The 14,626-nt window shown below is 55.5% G+C and carries 15 protein-coding genes; 9 read left to right on the forward strand and 6 right to left on the reverse strand.

Annotated features, from left to right (window positions below; translation table 11 throughout):
- Together SK50_RS14070 and SK50_RS14075 are read left to right on the forward strand one after the other, a co-directional pair.
- Positions 1–2,982: a virulence factor SrfB gene (locus tag SK50_RS14070; protein ID WP_032619621.1), complete on the forward strand. Its 2,982-nt coding sequence runs from the start codon at positions 1–3 to the stop codon at positions 2,980–2,982.
- On the forward strand, positions 2,979–5,153 hold the full coding sequence (locus SK50_RS14075) for a virulence factor SrfC family protein (RefSeq protein ID WP_032648418.1): 2,175 nt from the start codon (positions 2,979–2,981) through the stop codon (positions 5,151–5,153). Before SK50_RS14070 ends, SK50_RS14075 begins: the two co-directional genes overlap by 4 nt.
- 33 nt (positions 5,154–5,186) lie before the next feature.
- On the opposite strand, the gene SK50_RS14080 is transcribed toward SK50_RS14075, so the two are convergent.
- Both SK50_RS14080 and SK50_RS14085 read right to left on the reverse strand, forming a co-directional pair.
- Positions 5,187–5,945: an alpha/beta fold hydrolase gene (locus SK50_RS14080; protein ID WP_048229564.1), complete on the reverse strand. Its 759-nt coding sequence runs from the start codon at positions 5,943–5,945 to the stop codon at positions 5,187–5,189.
- An 86-nt stretch (positions 5,946–6,031) separates the two neighbouring features.
- The gene (locus tag SK50_RS14085) at positions 6,032–6,205 is read right to left on the reverse strand and encodes a GhoT/OrtT family toxin (RefSeq protein ID WP_003856960.1); all 174 of its coding nucleotides are present in this window, start codon (positions 6,203–6,205) and stop codon (positions 6,032–6,034) included.
- Between the two features lie 243 nt (positions 6,206–6,448).
- Here SK50_RS14085 and SK50_RS14090 point away from each other — a divergent pair, with 243 nt between their 5' ends.
- The 3 genes from SK50_RS14090 to SK50_RS14100 are packed head-to-tail and all read left to right on the forward strand — an operon-like array spanning position 6,449 to position 7,342.
- The gene (locus SK50_RS14090; protein WP_048229566.1) at positions 6,449–6,775 is read left to right on the forward strand and encodes a TehB family protein; all 327 of its coding nucleotides are present in this window, start codon (positions 6,449–6,451) and stop codon (positions 6,773–6,775) included.
- Between the two features lie 27 nt (positions 6,776–6,802).
- Positions 6,803–7,156: a TehB family protein gene (locus SK50_RS14095; protein ID WP_003856958.1), complete on the forward strand. Its 354-nt coding sequence runs from the start codon at positions 6,803–6,805 to the stop codon at positions 7,154–7,156.
- A gap of 3 nt (positions 7,157–7,159) precedes the next feature.
- Positions 7,160–7,342, forward strand: a complete 183-nt coding sequence (locus tag SK50_RS14100) for a DUF1869 domain-containing protein (RefSeq protein ID WP_003856955.1) — start codon at positions 7,160–7,162, stop codon at positions 7,340–7,342.
- A 35-nt stretch (positions 7,343–7,377) separates the two neighbouring features.
- On the opposite strand, the gene patD is transcribed toward SK50_RS14100, so the two are convergent.
- The 3 genes from patD to SK50_RS14115 form a co-directional block, all read right to left on the reverse strand.
- On the reverse strand, positions 7,378–8,802 hold the full coding sequence (gene patD, locus SK50_RS14105) for an aminobutyraldehyde dehydrogenase (RefSeq protein WP_045345114.1): 1,425 nt from the start codon (positions 8,800–8,802) through the stop codon (positions 7,378–7,380).
- A 139-nt stretch (positions 8,803–8,941) separates the two neighbouring features.
- The gene (locus tag SK50_RS14110) at positions 8,942–10,366 is read right to left on the reverse strand and encodes an aminotransferase-like domain-containing protein (RefSeq protein WP_048229567.1); all 1,425 of its coding nucleotides are present in this window, start codon (positions 10,364–10,366) and stop codon (positions 8,942–8,944) included.
- Between the two features lie 82 nt (positions 10,367–10,448).
- Positions 10,449–10,637, reverse strand: a complete 189-nt coding sequence (locus tag SK50_RS14115; RefSeq protein ID WP_017693360.1) for a cold shock small protein YmcF — start codon at positions 10,635–10,637, stop codon at positions 10,449–10,451.
- Positions 10,638–11,030: 393 nt separating this feature from the next.
- Between SK50_RS14115 and SK50_RS14120 the strand changes: the two genes are divergently transcribed.
- From SK50_RS14120 to hslJ, 4 genes are all read left to right on the forward strand, one after another.
- The gene (locus SK50_RS14120; protein WP_032671196.1) at positions 11,031–12,425 is read left to right on the forward strand and encodes a cytochrome ubiquinol oxidase subunit I; all 1,395 of its coding nucleotides are present in this window, start codon (positions 11,031–11,033) and stop codon (positions 12,423–12,425) included.
- Positions 12,426–12,430: 5 nt separating this feature from the next.
- Positions 12,431–13,441, forward strand: coding sequence for a cytochrome d ubiquinol oxidase subunit II (cydB, locus tag SK50_RS14125; RefSeq protein WP_045345113.1), 1,011 nt, complete (start codon positions 12,431–12,433; stop codon positions 13,439–13,441).
- A complete protein-coding gene (locus SK50_RS14130) occupies positions 13,441–13,569 on the forward strand; it encodes a DUF2474 domain-containing protein (RefSeq protein WP_017382264.1) in 129 nt (42 codons plus the stop codon). Before cydB ends, SK50_RS14130 begins: the two co-directional genes overlap by 1 nt.
- A gap of 123 nt (positions 13,570–13,692) precedes the next feature.
- Positions 13,693–14,130 (forward strand): heat shock protein HslJ, encoded by a 438-nt coding sequence (gene hslJ, locus SK50_RS14135; protein ID WP_015570436.1) that lies wholly within the window; start codon positions 13,693–13,695, stop codon positions 14,128–14,130.
- A 1-nt stretch (position 14,131) separates the two neighbouring features.
- On the opposite strand, the gene SK50_RS14140 is transcribed toward hslJ, so the two are convergent.
- Positions 14,132–14,398, reverse strand: coding sequence for a putative hemolysin (locus SK50_RS14140; protein ID WP_003856935.1), 267 nt, complete (start codon positions 14,396–14,398; stop codon positions 14,132–14,134).
- Positions 14,399–14,626 lie beyond the last annotated feature (228 nt).

Genomic DNA, 14,626 nt, shown 5'->3' on the forward strand with positions numbered 1-14,626 from the left:
ATGCTGGTTAATCTTTGCGACTATAAACAGAGCGTGACGCTGATTGCTAACAGCGGCGTGCAGTTTCTCGATTTTGGCCTGACTCCGCAGGACACCGCCAGCAACGGGCGTTTCGTGCGTAAAACAGCAAATGGCCCGCTGCTGCGTCTGGATTTTGACCTGGTTAACGGCCGGTACACGCTCCCTGCCACCGATGGCGGGCAGCCGGAAGTGGTCAAGCCTGAAAGCACCATTCCACTGCATGACTCCCTGACCGTGCTGGACGGCGTCTGGCTGCCGATCCCTTTCCTGCGCTTTAACCCGCCGCGGACGTTTGTTGAAGGCCCGGATAACTGGGCGCGCGTCCAGGTACGAAAGCTTTCCACGCCCGACGCAGCTGGCAATACGCACCGGGTCACCGTCGCGCTCGACAGCCAGATTGCAGAGCATGCGACGTCTGCCCTGTCGCCGGTTGAAAACGATATCCTGAACGGCACGCGTTTCGCGCTCGCCTGGCGCGACAGTGAGGTTGAGAGTTTCCTCGACCAGACCTGGATTGACGGCTGGCTGCGCGAAGCCTTCACGCAGTTTGCCGACGGGGTTGAAAAACGCTCCGAGCGCGAGCTGCATCAGGCCATGCGCAGCTTTGAATATCAGGCGCACTGGCTCAACCTGCTCTCCATGCTCGGTGAACAACTCACCGTGCCGGAAGTGAAGTTTGTCACCCATACCCTGAGCACCCCTGCTATTCCTGTCGATCTGATCCTTGACGTAGGCAACACCCATACCTGCGGCGTGATTATTGAAGATCATGGTGATGCCAACGACGGCCTGCGCCAGACGGCTGAACTTCAGGTACGATCGCTGAGTGAGCCGCAGTTCCTGAATGAACCGCTGTTTACCAGCCGTCTTGAATTTTCCGAAGCGCGTTTTGGCAAGCAGCACTTCTCGGTGGAAAGCGGCCGGGAGGATGCGTTCGTCTGGCCGTCGATTGTCCGCGTGGGTGATGAAGCGCGTAAGCTGGCGATGCAGCGTCTGGGCACGGAAGGCAACAGCGGCATCTCCAGCCCGCGTCGCTATCTGTGGGACGAGACGCCGGTGGTGCAGGACTGGCGCTTTAGCCAGATGAATAGCAAAACCCAGCGCGAACCGCTGGCAACTGCGTTTCCGCTGATGAACCTGATGAACGACGACGGGGAACCGCTCTTTACGCTGCCGCAGGATGAGCGCCTGCCGGTGTTCTCTCCGCAGTACAGCCGCAGCACCCTGATGACGCATATGCTCTGCGAGCTGCTGGCTCAGGCGCTTGGCCAGATTAACAGCGTGGCCACCCGCCTGCGGCTCGGCTTCCCGGCCTCTCCCCGCCAGCTGCGGACGCTGATCCTCACCCTGCCGTCGGCAATGCCGAAACAGGAGCGCGAGATTTTCCGTCGCCGCATGTTCGAAGCCATCGCCATCGTCTGGAAAGCGATGGGCTGGCACCCGCAGGATGAAGATTTTGCCAGCCGCAAGCAGCAGGAAAAAAGCGTGGTGCCGGTCCCTGAGATCCAGATGGAGTGGGACGAGGCCAGCTGCGGCCAGCTGGTGTGGCTGTATAACGAAGCCATTTCCCATTTTGGTGGCCAGACCGAGGCCTTTTTCGCCTCCCTCGCCCGTCCGGATCGCGCGCCTGAGCCTGGCGTCCAGCCGGGGCGTGCGCTGCGCGTGGCCTCGATTGATATCGGCGGCGGCACGACGGATATGGCCATCACGCACTATCAGTTAGATGATGGTTCCGGGAATAACGTCAAAATCACCCCGCAGCTGCTGTTCCGCGAAGGGTTTAAGGTAGCCGGTGACGACACGCTGCTGGACGTGATCCAGCGCTACGTTCTGCCCGCCCTGCAAACCCAGCTTCAGAAATCCGGCATAGCCGATGCCTCCCAGCTGATGGCATCCCTGTTCGGTGACTCCGGGCGGATCGATACCCAGGCGGTCCTGCGCCAGCAGACGGCGCTTCAGCTCTTTATGCCGATCGGTCACGCGATCCTGGCGGCGTGGGAATCGAGCGATGTTGACGATCCGCTGGCCGGGCTGCATGCCACCTTTGGCGATCTGCTTGCGCAAAAACCGACGCGCAACGTGATGAATTATCTCCAGCAGGCGATCGACCATGCGTTGCCTGCCGGCTCAGAACACTTTGATCTGTTCAGCGTACCGCTGCACGTCAGCTTCCGGGAGATGCGGGACGCCATGCTGGCGGGTCAGTTCACGCTTGCCGCCCCGCTTCATGCGGTATGTGAGGCGATCTCTCATTACAGCTGCGATATCCTGCTTATCACGGGACGGCCGGGCTGTCTGCCGGGCGTTCAGGCCTTGATTCGCCACCTGCAACCGGTGCCCGTCAACCGCATCGTCTGGCTGGATAAATACCAGGTTCATGAATGGTATCCGTTCAGCCAGCAGGGACGGATCGGCAACCCGAAATCCACCGCTGCGGTGGGAGCGATGCTCTGTAGCCTGGCGCTGGATCTTCGTCTGCCGCGATTTAACTTTAAAGCAGCGGATATCGGCGCGTACTCTACGGTGCGCTATCTGGGCGTGCTGGATAACACGATCAATACCCTGCGGGACGAGAACGTCTGGTATCACGATATCGACCTCGATAAACCCGGCGCGAAACTGGACGCCCGTCTGCACTTCCCGCTGCGCGGCAACGTTACGCTCGGCTTCCGGCAGTTGGCCAATGCCCGCTGGCCCGCTACGCCGCTCTATACCCTGAGCATCAACTCAGCCGAGCTGGCGAAAGCCATTGCGGGCGACGGCGTACTGAACGTGCGCCTGAAGCTGCGTGGCGGCACTAAGCAGGAAGGCCCGGAATCTTTCGAGCTGAGTGATGCCTGGCTACAGGACGGCACGCCAGTGCCGCCGGATGCCCTGACCTTTAAACTGAATACTCTGGCCGATCGCCGACACAGCGGCAGCCACTACTGGATCGACAGCGGGAGCGTATACCTCAAATGACTGCGACGACTGCCACCACTCAGGCCTTAATCGGGTGGATCAACGAGACGCGACAGCACGCCCCGATGCTGGATAACGAAGCCGACGCCCTGCTTGCCCGCCTTAACGCAGTAAGTGCGCGTGAAGAGGCGCTCGATCGCGCCCTTGTCAGCCAGGGCAGTATCGGCTTATATGGCCACTCGCAGGCCGCGAAAGCGCACCTGCTGGCTGCTCTTTGCGGCAGCGGGGACGAACGGCTGAACGTTACGCCGGGTCAACGCACGTTTGATTACTTCTCGCATATTAACCCCGGGCATGCACCGACCAACATGGCCGTGCGTTTCAGCAGAGCGTCCCGCGAGGTCGCAGACGACGCGTTTCCCTTACGCCTGCGCCTGGTAACGGAGGCCGAGCTGGTGCAGCTGTTCATCGCGCGCACCACGCTGGATCCGCAGATCCGCGCGGTGGATAAATTGGTGATTGAAGCCCGGCTTGAGAAGTGGCGGGCACTGCGTCAACCGCAGAGCGTGCCGGGAATGACGGCACGGGAAGTCGCGACCATTGCCCGGTTCTGGCAAAGCGTAGTACCCGGCGCTAAGCAGCATATTGATGATGCCCTGTGGCACCAGTTTGCCCTGCTGGTTCCGTCACTTGATCTCAGCACCCGCGCCAGCGTCTGGTCTCTGCTGTGGGGTGAGCAGCAGGAGTTAACCCAGCAGTGGCTTAAATTCGCCCAGGTGCTGCATCAAACCAGCCATGCCAGCGCGCTTGCGGCGCCGTTGAGTCTGCTGGTTGACAGCTTTGGTCTGCCCTGCGAAGGCTTCCTTACTCACGGGGCGTTTACCGTGCCGGAAGCACAGGAAACACTGCTTCATCCGGTAAAAAACGGCGAGCTGCTTAACGCCATTAGCCTGCCGGTCGATGTACTGGCATCTCTGACCCGCGAAGTGGTGCTGCCCGTTGAGAACTGCGTGCTGGATAACGTTGACGTCATTGATATTCCTGCCATTTCTGAGGAAAACACGCCGCTGATGATGCAGGCAAAATGTCTGTGGTTGCTGGAGCATTATCGGCAGCACATTCAGCCGGATGTCCTGGTTATCTGTAATGCGACGGCGCACCACCAGCAGACCGCAAAAACGGCCAGGCTCCTGCAAAACTGGATCAAAGAGACTCAGCCGGTTGAAGAATCCGCATTGCCGGGGCTGGTCTGGGCCATTACCCCTCATGATGCGCGGTTTACCACAAAGCAGAATCTGGACGAAGCGGTGCAGCAATTGCTGGGCCAGCCGGGTCTGCGCTGGGGCACGCTTCAGGCGCTCGATACCCACAGCATGCAGCGGGTGATTGAGTGGCTGTCGCAGGCTACCCTGCCGGCACAGCGCCAGAAGCGTCTTCGCGCGCTGAAAAGGCTGTTACAAGAGTCACTGTCGACGCTGATGCGCCCATATGTCGCCCCTCTCACCCAGGAACCAGGCGCAGGGCGGGCACAGGCCGAAAAAATGGTCCGAACGCTGCAAGGCAGTGCCGCTCGTCATGGTGAATTGCTTGAGGGGCTTCTGCCGCCGTTAAACGCGTTTGAGACGCTGCTGACCGTTCACCAGCCTCGTGAGGAACAGGTCAACGGCCTGTTTAACGATGTTATCGATCTGTTTGCGGAAGAGACGCAGGAAAATCCAGGCGCGTTGCAGACCAAGGATAAGGCGCGGCTGGCCCATAACGTGTGGGTTAACCATCTTCGTCAGTGGAGTCGCAACGACGCGGCGGCTGCCCGTCTGGGCCTGGACGCAGAGGTATTACAGCAGATTGCGGATGTGCTGATCGTTACCAGCTACCGGCTGGATCTGCCGCTGCAACTGCAACGCATTGCAGAAAAAGATAAAAGCAGCGCCGCGCAGCTGCATGCCGCGACAGGCAATTTCATTAGCTGGCTTGGCTATGAAATGACGCCCGTTTCTGAACGGCCTGCAAGCCGGATCCGCAAAGGTCAGCCAATTTTTGTGACGCCAGTTGTGAGCAGCGCTTCACTCCGTCTTACCCGACTTGGCGAGCAGCCTGTCCATGCGGCGACAGCCTATGTTTATGACTGGCTGGTTGCGCTCTACACCCGCGCGATTGAAAACGTGGATTATCAGTGCCCGTATGACGTTCAGCCTGCTGCGCGGAAAGCCTTGTCTGCCCTGCTGTCTTAATCATTGCAGCCCGCAGCAATGCGGGCTACCCCTTCATGAGCCGTTTATGAAGCCAGATAAAGCCTGAGCCAACGCTGACGGGTTTTCCCAAGACATTAAATGGCCCGCATCAGGGATAATTTTTACAGCAACACCGTTTTGTTGCAGGCGATTAAAATCGTCATCAGGCAGGGATCGCTCACCAAAAACTAACATTACCGGGCAGCTCAATGACAAGAACAGGTGTGCCCAGTCAGGTTTAACGCCCTCGACCATGCTTGTTGCGCCGCGCCAGATGGCCCAGGGGGCATTGCTTTGAAGGCTTCCAGCCCACGGCGACGTTTCCGCCCGCAGCATGTCATCATAGCCCTGTTCCAGAAAATGTTGTTCCGTTTGGGCCGCAATTGCTCGGCTGAACATCCCGCCACCCGCATGAAAATTGGGTTCAGATACTATCAGGCCCTTAACGCTCGACGTTAACAGTGCTGCCGTTTCGATCGCGATACTCCCCCCCATGCTATGACCATACAGCCATAGACTATCCAGGCCGAGATGGTTTAACAGTTCAACCACCACCTGCGCCTGTTCGCTCGTGCGATAACGGTAGTTGTCAGGTTTGTCACTGTAACCGCTACCGGGAAGATCGATCAGAATGGCTCTGCGCCCCCCGAAACGGGTATCACAGACAATACGAGGATATTCATACGACGATGCACAGCCCAACCCGTGGATAAACACAACCGGGTCACCGAAACCGGGAAGATCCTGCCAGCGCACAGTGCAGCCTGCTTGCTGCGAATAGAAACTGTTCATAAGCACTCCATGTATGACGGACTGTATATTTATACAGCCTAAATGTACGGAATGCTATGGCTGGATGCCGATTCTGGAAGCGTGCTTCAGAAAAGAGAGATCAACAGGGCAACAGGAAAGCTCATCGGCCAGGTGGAACCCACCAGGAATGCGCTCAACAGGCGAATACGTTTACGATCTTTAGAAAGGAACCAGGTGATTAATGCGCAGATGGAGGCCATGATTGCGTAGAACACCAACATCTTTTGATACAACGTCATTCTGTTTACCTGAGCCGAAAAATAACCGCACGCAATATGCGTCATATGTTGACACAGATCAAGTTTTTTCGTTACATCATAACCACTTAAATAATAAGGATAATAACAACTGAGTACCTTGTGTAACAACGCCGGGTAAAGCAAAACGGTTATTATTGATAAGATGCATATTAAATGCACTTATTGATAAATTCATCCCCGCAGAAAGCAGTTTAATAACAGCAGGCTTTTAAGGGAGGAAACATGCTACGCATTCCGCAGAGTTGCATTCACACCCGTTCCACGCCTTTCTGGAACAAAGAAACGGCCCCCGCCGGCATTTTTAAACGTCACCTTGATACGGGCACGCGCCCGGGCGTTTACCCTCGCCTGACGGTGATGCGTGGCGCAGTGCGTTATCTGGGCTATGCTGATGAATTTACACCTGAGCCTGACAGCGAGCTCGTCATTGAAGCGGGTCGTTTCGGCGTTTTCCCGCCAGAGAGATGGCACCACATTGAGGTGATGACCGACGACACCCTGTTCAATATTGAATTCTTTGTTGAACCTGAGGTGCTTAAGTCCCTTTAAGCGCCCGCCAACATGAAGGAAACTATGATGTTACGTATTCCTGAAAACTTTGTTCATACCCGCTCGACGCCGTTCTGGAATAAAGAGACCGCCCCAAAAGCGCTTTTTACCCATCACAACACCAAAGCCGGCGTGTACGGTCGGTTATCCGTCATGCAGGGTGCAGTGCGTTACTTTGGCTTTGCCGATGGCGACGCCACCGAACCCGATCTGGAAGTGGTCATTGAGGCCGGTTCTTTTGGCATCTCCCCACCCCAAAAATGGCACCGCATTGAGCTACTGACCGACGACACCTATTTTAATATCGACTTTTTCGCGGATCCTGCCGTCACGCTCAGCGGTGCGGGCATCGGTAAAGTGGTCAACACGCATAAGGAGTAAATAATGGGTAAGGCTACCTATACCGTGACCGTCACCAACAACAGCAACGGCGTGTCGGTGGATTATGAAACAGAAGCGCCAATGGAGCTGTTGATCCCGGACGTCGCGGCAGATGTCGTGAAGGATCTGGTGAACACCGTTCGCGCCTACGATACGGAAAATGAACACGAGGTCTGTGGCTGGTAAGCTGAATCGCCCGGCACTGCGCCGGGCATGAGGGTTTAGTGTTTGATCATTACATGCCGGACTACCGTGTAATCCTCAAGTCCGTAGACCGACATATCTTTGCCATAACCGGATAACTTCATCCCGCCGTGCGGCATTTCGCTCACCAGCATAAAATGGGTATTGACCCAGGTGCAGCCATACTGCAACCGTGCGCTGAGGCGATGGGCGCGTCCGACGTCTTTTGTCCAGACGGACGAGGCCAGGCCGTATTGCGAATCGTTGGCCCAGTTCAGCACCTGCGCTTCATCCTCAAATTCTGTCACACTGACCACCGGGCCAAACACTTCTCGCTGGACGATCGCATCTTCCTGCTTCGCCCCGGCCAGCAGCGTTGGCTGGAAGTAATATCCTGCCCCCTCTCTTTTACTGCCACCGGTGACGACGCGGATATGTCCAAGGGTTTTGGCTTCGTCCACGGCAGCACAAACGCGGGAAAGATGCGCTGCGGAGCTGAGCGGTCCCAGCTCGGTTGACGCATCGTCCGGCGCGCCCATTTTCAGGCTGGCAACGGCTGCGCCCAGCTTTTCGACCAGCGCGGGGTAAATCCCCCTCTGGGCATAGATACGACAGGCTGCGGTACAATCCTGACCAGCATTGTAGAAACCAAACGTACGCACGCCTTCAACCACGGCATCCAAATCTGCATCGTCAAAGACAATGACCGGGGCTTTTCCGCCCAATTCCATATGGGTACGTTTAACTGAAGATGCGGTATGCCCGATAATATGTTCTCCGGTAGCAATAGAGCCGGTGAGAGAAACCATACGGACTTTTTCGTGGCCGGTCAGCGGATCTCCTACGGTTTTTCCGCGACCAAACAGCACGTTCAGCACGCCTGGCGGGAAGATATCTTTCGCCAGTTCCGCCAGCTTCAGCGCCGTCAACGGGGTAATTTCAGACGGCTTGATGACGACACAGTTTCCCGCCGCCAGCGCGGGCGCCAGCTTCCACGCCGCCATCATCAGAGGGTAGTTCCAGGGCGCAATCGAGGCGACAACGCCAACCGGGTCGCGGCGGATCATTGAGGTATGTCCTTCGAGGTATTCTCCGGCAGCCAGCCCGTTCAGGCAGCGGGCGGCCCCGGCAAAGAAGCGAAACACATCGACCACGGCCGGGATCTCATCTCCCTGAACACAGTGCAGCGGTTTCCCGCAGTTAAGGGACTCCACTTTTGCGAACGCGTCAGCGTTGGCTTCTATCACATCAGCCAGTTTCAACAGACATTCGGCGCGCGTTTTCGGCGTCGTTTGTCCCCACTCTGTGAACGCGCGATCGGCAGCCTGGACGGCAGCGTCCACCTGTGCTGCCGACGCTTCAGCAATCTCCAGCAGCACTTCACCCGTGGCAGGATTATAAACCGCCTGCTTCTCACCTTCGCCGGTCACCAGTTCACCATTAATCAGCAATAGATTTTGCATAGCATCGTCCTGTTGAAATCGACATTGTTTTCGCTGTCAGCACACGTTCTGGCGGGCAGAAACGTGACAACGTCACGTTACCAATCCGCGCTCCCTTACTAAAGGTAGACCGCGCGTCATGTCGCTTCAGGAATTTTCATCAAGGTGTGACTGGGTGCAGCATCATTTCGCGGATTAACCCCGCCAGCTGGACGACCGCCTGCTCCTCCCGCTCGCCCCAGCCCCATGAGGTATTGAAACGGAAAAACGGTGTCCAGATATTGGAGGTGGAAAACATCTTGCCGGGCGCAATGCTGATTTGATGGGTTAACGCCTTCTCACTCAACCGCCCCGCATCCAGCTGTTCAGGCAGTTCCAGCCATAAAAAGTAGCCGCTGTCGTTATGATGGATTTTGACGCCGGCAGGCATATGACGCAAAAGCGATTGCCAGGCCTGCTGTTTGCGTTCAGCAAGCGTGCGTCGCAGGCGACGAAGGTGGGCGTCGTAACGTTTGGTCGCCAGGTAATCCACCAGCGCCAGCTGCATGGGAGAGCTGGTGGATAACGTACTCATCAGCTGCAACTGCTGAATACGGCGCGCATGTTTTCCCGCCGCCACCCAGCCAATACGGAAACCGGCCACCAGACACTTGGAGAATGAGGAGCAGTGCAACGTCATATCCTGCTTATCCCAGGCCTTTGCCGGAAGCGGCTTTTCACGGCCAAAGTAGAGTTCGCTGTAAACATCGTCTTCAATCAGCGTGACGTTATGCCGGGTGAGTAAGGCAACCAGCTGAGCTTTCTTCTCTGCACTCAGCGTGAAGCCGAGCGGGTTCTGACTGTTGGTCATCAGCCAGCAGGCTTTCACCGGATAATCATTTAACGCCTGCTCAAGGGCACTGAGATCGATGCCCTCACGCACATCAGTGGCAACCGACAGCGCTTTCAGTTTCAGACGTTCAAGCGCCTGGAGTGCGCCATAAAAACAGGGGTTTTCAACGATAACCCAGTCCCCTGGTTCAGTCACAGCCTGCAAACTGAGGTTAAGCGCCTCAAGCGCGCCCGCGGTGATCACAATTTCATCCGGGGAGATATTCATTCCCTGCTGAGCGTAGCGACGGGCAATGGCATGACGTAAGTCGACGTTACCCGGCGGCAGGTTTTCGATCACGCTCATGGCGGTAGCCGTTTTGCTGACGTTAGCCAGCGATCGGTTGAGTTGCTGAAGCGGGAAAAGGCGCGGATCGGGAAACGCCGAGGCAAAAGGGACAACGGAGGGGTCGCGGCTGGCCTGTAGCACGTCGAAAATATAGGTGTTGATGTCGACCACTTCATCGCGCATCACCTGCGCGGGCGGTGCAGGCTGGTGTGTGATCGGGCGGGCGGCAACGTAATAGCCTGACTGCGGTCTGGCAACAATGCGCCCCTGACTTTCCAGCATCTGATACGCGTGGCCCACGGTCATAAAACTCATGCCGCTGCTTGCCACCTGCTCTCGCAGAGAAGGCAGCTTATCGCCCGGCAACCATACGCCAAGCTCAATCTGCCAGATAATTTGTTGCGCCAGACGCTGGTATTTTTTCATCAGATTCTCCTTATTGCTGACAGTGTATATCAGCAGGAGAAAAAGAGAAGATTTTGCTAACTGTTATAGGAAACGCGGCAGATTACTTGCGGTACTCTGTAATGTGATTCTGAGCAGAACGCGCTGCGGCCAGGTGGTCGAGCGTGATCATCGACGATTTGCAGAAAATGCATTTCGCGCCGAACGGATTTTTGTCAGACACATCAAAAGCTGAGGTGCGGTACTGCGAGCCATGACAGCATGGGCAGCGGAAATGGATATAAGAAGTCATAGGATTCTCCTTTGAACGTAAAAACGTAAATTACTCATGAGCCGATCAGGCAAAAAATGGTTCGATACAAAACTAATCGGAATGTAGATAAAGACCCAAGAGAGGCTGCGGAGAGGCACAACGTGATGAGAACTGCTTTATAAAACTACGTCAGATATTTATTTGGATTCAAAACCAGAAATCCATTAACGCATGTTGCTGGCGACAAAGCAAGCTGTTTAATGCGTAAAAATCATAAAAAGAAATTTTTTATTCTTCCTTGTTAACTATATCAGCCAGATAAAATTCAGCTTTTCCCACAACTGTTATAGAAAATTTATCAAATTCTGCTTCTGATATCTCATTTGCCGCCTCTCTATCATAACAGTACACCGTTTAACATTGAGGCAGTGCATGTTTGGTTTAGATGCGTTTCATCTTGCGCGAATACAGTTCGCCTTTACCGTATCCTTTCATATTATTTTTCCGGCGATAACCATTGGCCTGGCGAGCTATCTCGCCGTGCTGGAAGGGCTGTGGCTGAAAACAAAAAATCCCGTCTGGCGCTCGCTGTACCATTTCTGGTCGAAGATCTTCGCCGTCAACTTTGGGATGGGCGTGGTCTCTGGCCTGGTGATGGCTTATCAGTTTGGCACTAACTGGAGTGGGTTTTCCCAGTTCGCGGGCAGTATTACCGGCCCCCTGTTGACCTATGAAGTGCTTACCGCGTTCTTCCTTGAGGCGGGGTTTCTCGGAGTAATGTTGTTTGGCTGGAATAAGGTCGGGCCGGGGCTGCACTTCTTTTCGACCTGCATGGTCGCACTGGGGACCCTCATGTCTACGTTCTGGATCCTCTCGTCAAACAGCTGGATGCAGACACCGCAAGGGTATGAAATCATCAACGGTCAGGTCGTTCCGGTGGACTGGTTTGCCGTGGTGTTTAACCCCTCCTTCCCTTACCGCCTTCTGCACATGTCGATAGCGGCATTTCTCAGCAGCGCGCTGTTTGTCGGTGCCTCCGCGGCCTGGCATTTGCTGCGCGGAAACAATACGCCCGCTATTCGCACCATGTTCTCCATGGCGTTGTGGATGACGTTGATCGTGGCCCCCGTCCAGGCGCTGGTGGGGGATATGCACGGGCTTAATACCTTAAAACACCAGCCAGCGAAAATAGCCGCCATTGAAGGCCACTGGGAGAATCCGCCGGGTGAGCCTACTCCACTGCTGCTGTTTGGCTGGCCGGATATGGAGCAGGAACGGACCCGTTTTGGCCTGGAAATTCCCGCTCTCGGCAGCCTGATCCTGACCCACAGTCTCGATAAACAGGTTCCGGCATTGAAGGAGTTCCCAAAAGAAGATCGCCCGAACGCCACCATTGTCTTCTGGTCTTTCCGCATCATGGCCGGCCTGGGAATGTTGATGCTGCTCCTGGGCGTGACGGCAATCTGGCTGCGTTATAAACAGCGCCTTTATACCTCACGTTCCTTCCTGTGGTTTGCCCTGCTGATGGGGCCGTCCGGGCTGATCGCGATCCTCGCCGGATGGGTAACAACGGAGGTCGGCCGCCAGCCCTGGGTCGTCTATGGTCTACAGCGTACAAAGGATGCGGTTTCCGCGCATGGCGATCTGCACATGAGCGTCAGTTTGCTGGCCTTCTTCGTGGTTTATACCGCGGTATTCGGCGTGGGTTACAGCTATATGGTGCGTCTGATTAAAAAAGGGCCGCAGCACCATGGATCCTTCGCGACTGAATCCGATGGCCGCCCTGCTCGTCCGCTTTCTGCCGTAACCACTGAATTTAAGGAGTAACCGTAATGGGTATCGATCTTTCCATTATCTGGTTCGTGATTATCGTTTTCGCCACGTTGATGTATATCGTGATGGACGGTTTTGATTTGGGGATAGGCATCCTGTTTCCGGCAACGCCGAATGCGGACGACCGCGACGTGATGGTCAATAGCGTGGCTCCCGTCTGGGATGGCAACGAAACCTGGCTGGTACTTGGCGGTGCGGCCCTGTTTGGCGCCTTTCCTCTCGCCTATGCGGTTATCATCGACGCGCTAACCATTCCACTGACAATAATGCTGATCGGGCTTATATTTCGTGGCGTCGCCTTCGAATTTCGCTTCAAGGCCACTCCGGCGCACCGCCCGTTCTGGGATAAGGCCTTTATTGGCGGATCAATTGTGGCGACCTTTAGCCAGGGCATCACCGTCGGCGCGGTCATCCATGGGTTCAGCGTCACTGGTCGCGCTTACAGCGGTGGTCCGTTTGACTGGTTTACCGCGTTCAATTTTTTCTGCGGTGCGGGTCTTGTAGTGGCTTACGCGCTGCTAGGTTCAACGTGGCTGGTAATGAAAAGCGAAAATGCCCTGCAACAGCGGATGCGTCAGGTATCGAAAGTGCTTCTGCTCCTGATTCTGGTATTCATTGCAGTAATCAGTATCTGGACCCCTCTCGCCCAACCAGCTATTGCTGCGCGCTGGTTTACGCTGCCGAATCTGTTTTATCTGCTGCCCGTGCCTGCGCTGGTTGCGATCCTGAGTCTGTGCCAGTGGCGCTGCCTGAACGATCCTGCGAGCCATACTCTGCCGTTTATTATGACATTAGGGCTGGTTTTTCTTGGCTTTAGCGGGCTTGGGATCAGCATCTGGCCGCATATTATCCCGCCGGACATTACCCTCTGGCAGGCCGCTGCGCCAGCCCAAAGCCAGGGCTTTATGTTAGTGGGTGCACTGTTGATCATTCCCGTGATTCTGGTCTACACCTTCTGGAGTTATTACGTTTTTCGCGGAAAAGTACAGCATGGGGAGGGTTATCACTGATGCAACAACCTGTATGGAAACGTTTGATGTGGCTTGCCATCATCTGGGGCGGCAGCGTTCTGGCGCTGGCCTGCGTAAGTATGCTCTTTAAAATGCTGATGACCGCAGCCGGATTTAAATCGCACTAACTCACTGACCGGGTGCGCCGCCGCCCGGTCCCTTCCCGCACTTTCAGATAAACCCCATTAACACCCAGGAGGGTATGGTTACACTGAAAAAATATTTACGGTATTGATAGTTTGAGAAAAAAAATGAAAAAGCTCGCGGCAGTAAGTTTAATCAGCCTCGCACTGGCTGGATGCGTTAATCCTGGTAAAGCCTCCGTTCAGACCGAACAGCTAGAGAATCATCGTTTCGTTCTGGAAAATGTGGATGGCAAAGCGGTTAAAGGCGGGAAAACGCAGCCTGAAATTCGCTTCAGTGCGCAACCCAATATCAGCCTGATTAACAACATTGTCGTCTCCGGCACAATGTGCAACGGCTTCAACGGCCAGGGGAAACTGTCCGAAGGAGAGTTGACGGTCAAAACGCTGGCAATGACGCGGAAACTCTGCACCGAGCCGCAGCTAAATGAACTGGATCAGACCATCGCCGATATGCTACGCACAGGCGCACAGGTAGACCTGACCGAAGACCAGTTAACGCTGGCGACAGCCAATAAAACATTGATGTTTAAGCGAGTCGAATAACTCAGTAACTTCCGCACGAACCTACGGCAAGCGACTGCTCACTACAGCGTTTGCCATTTGGCAATGCGCACATGCCGATGGCGGAGCCGTCGAGCTGACGGGCAACGGAGAGTGAACCGCCGATCATTGCGCAGTTGGCCTGACCTGAACTGGACATCGCCGCTCGCATACCCGGCGTAACGTGTGCCGCTGTCGCCTGCTGTACAGGTTCATTGCTGCATGCCGACAACAGTAACGCGGCACATCCGACCCAAAATGCTGAACGCATACCTTCCTCCCCATAATTAACGCGAAACCTATGCATAATAGGCATCACGCGCCGCATCGTCGAGAGCGGATGTGCGTATTTATGCGCCCTGGTAACAATTTCTCGCAATTTTTTAACGCGAATAGCCATCGAGTCATTGATACAGCGCATACCAAGGACACAAAAGCGAAAATCGTAAAACCTGAGCTTTGCTAAAATACACAGATAATATTCAGGGTCTGTCGTCGT

The sequence above is a fragment of the Enterobacter sp. BWH64 genome, assembly GCF_001037645.1.
Taxonomy (GTDB): Bacteria; Pseudomonadota; Gammaproteobacteria; order Enterobacterales; family Enterobacteriaceae; genus Enterobacter; species Enterobacter hormaechei_C.

Bases quoted from the DNA above. Each gene is read 5' to 3' on its own strand.
- cydB (WP_045345113.1), top strand. From the start codon at position 12,431: ATGGGTATCGATCTTTCCATTATCTGGTTCGTGATTATCGTTTTCGCC.
- SK50_RS14115 (WP_017693360.1), bottom strand. From the start codon at position 10,637: ATGACTTCTTATATCCATTTCCGCTGCCCATGCTGTCATGGCTCGCAG.
- SK50_RS14070 (WP_032619621.1), top strand. From the start codon at position 1: ATGCTGGTTAATCTTTGCGACTATAAACAGAGCGTGACGCTGATTGCT.
- SK50_RS14110 (WP_048229567.1), bottom strand. From the start codon at position 10,366: ATGAAAAAATACCAGCGTCTGGCGCAACAAATTATCTGGCAGATTGAG.
- SK50_RS14120 (WP_032671196.1), top strand. From the start codon at position 11,031: ATGTTTGGTTTAGATGCGTTTCATCTTGCGCGAATACAGTTCGCCTTT.
- SK50_RS14100 (WP_003856955.1), top strand. From the start codon at position 7,160: ATGGGTAAGGCTACCTATACCGTGACCGTCACCAACAACAGCAACGGC.
- SK50_RS14090 (WP_048229566.1), top strand. From the start codon at position 6,449: ATGCTACGCATTCCGCAGAGTTGCATTCACACCCGTTCCACGCCTTTC.
- patD (WP_045345114.1), bottom strand. From the start codon at position 8,802: ATGCAAAATCTATTGCTGATTAATGGTGAACTGGTGACCGGCGAAGGT.
- SK50_RS14095 (WP_003856958.1), top strand. From the start codon at position 6,803: ATGTTACGTATTCCTGAAAACTTTGTTCATACCCGCTCGACGCCGTTC.
- SK50_RS14130 (WP_017382264.1), top strand. From the start codon at position 13,441: ATGCAACAACCTGTATGGAAACGTTTGATGTGGCTTGCCATCATCTGG.
- SK50_RS14075 (WP_032648418.1), top strand. From the start codon at position 2,979: ATGACTGCGACGACTGCCACCACTCAGGCCTTAATCGGGTGGATCAAC.
- hslJ (WP_015570436.1), top strand. From the start codon at position 13,693: ATGAAAAAGCTCGCGGCAGTAAGTTTAATCAGCCTCGCACTGGCTGGA.
- SK50_RS14085 (WP_003856960.1), bottom strand. From the start codon at position 6,205: ATGACGTTGTATCAAAAGATGTTGGTGTTCTACGCAATCATGGCCTCC.
- SK50_RS14080 (WP_048229564.1), bottom strand. From the start codon at position 5,945: ATGAACAGTTTCTATTCGCAGCAAGCAGGCTGCACTGTGCGCTGGCAG.
- SK50_RS14140 (WP_003856935.1), bottom strand. From the start codon at position 14,398: ATGCGTTCAGCATTTTGGGTCGGATGTGCCGCGTTACTGTTGTCGGCA.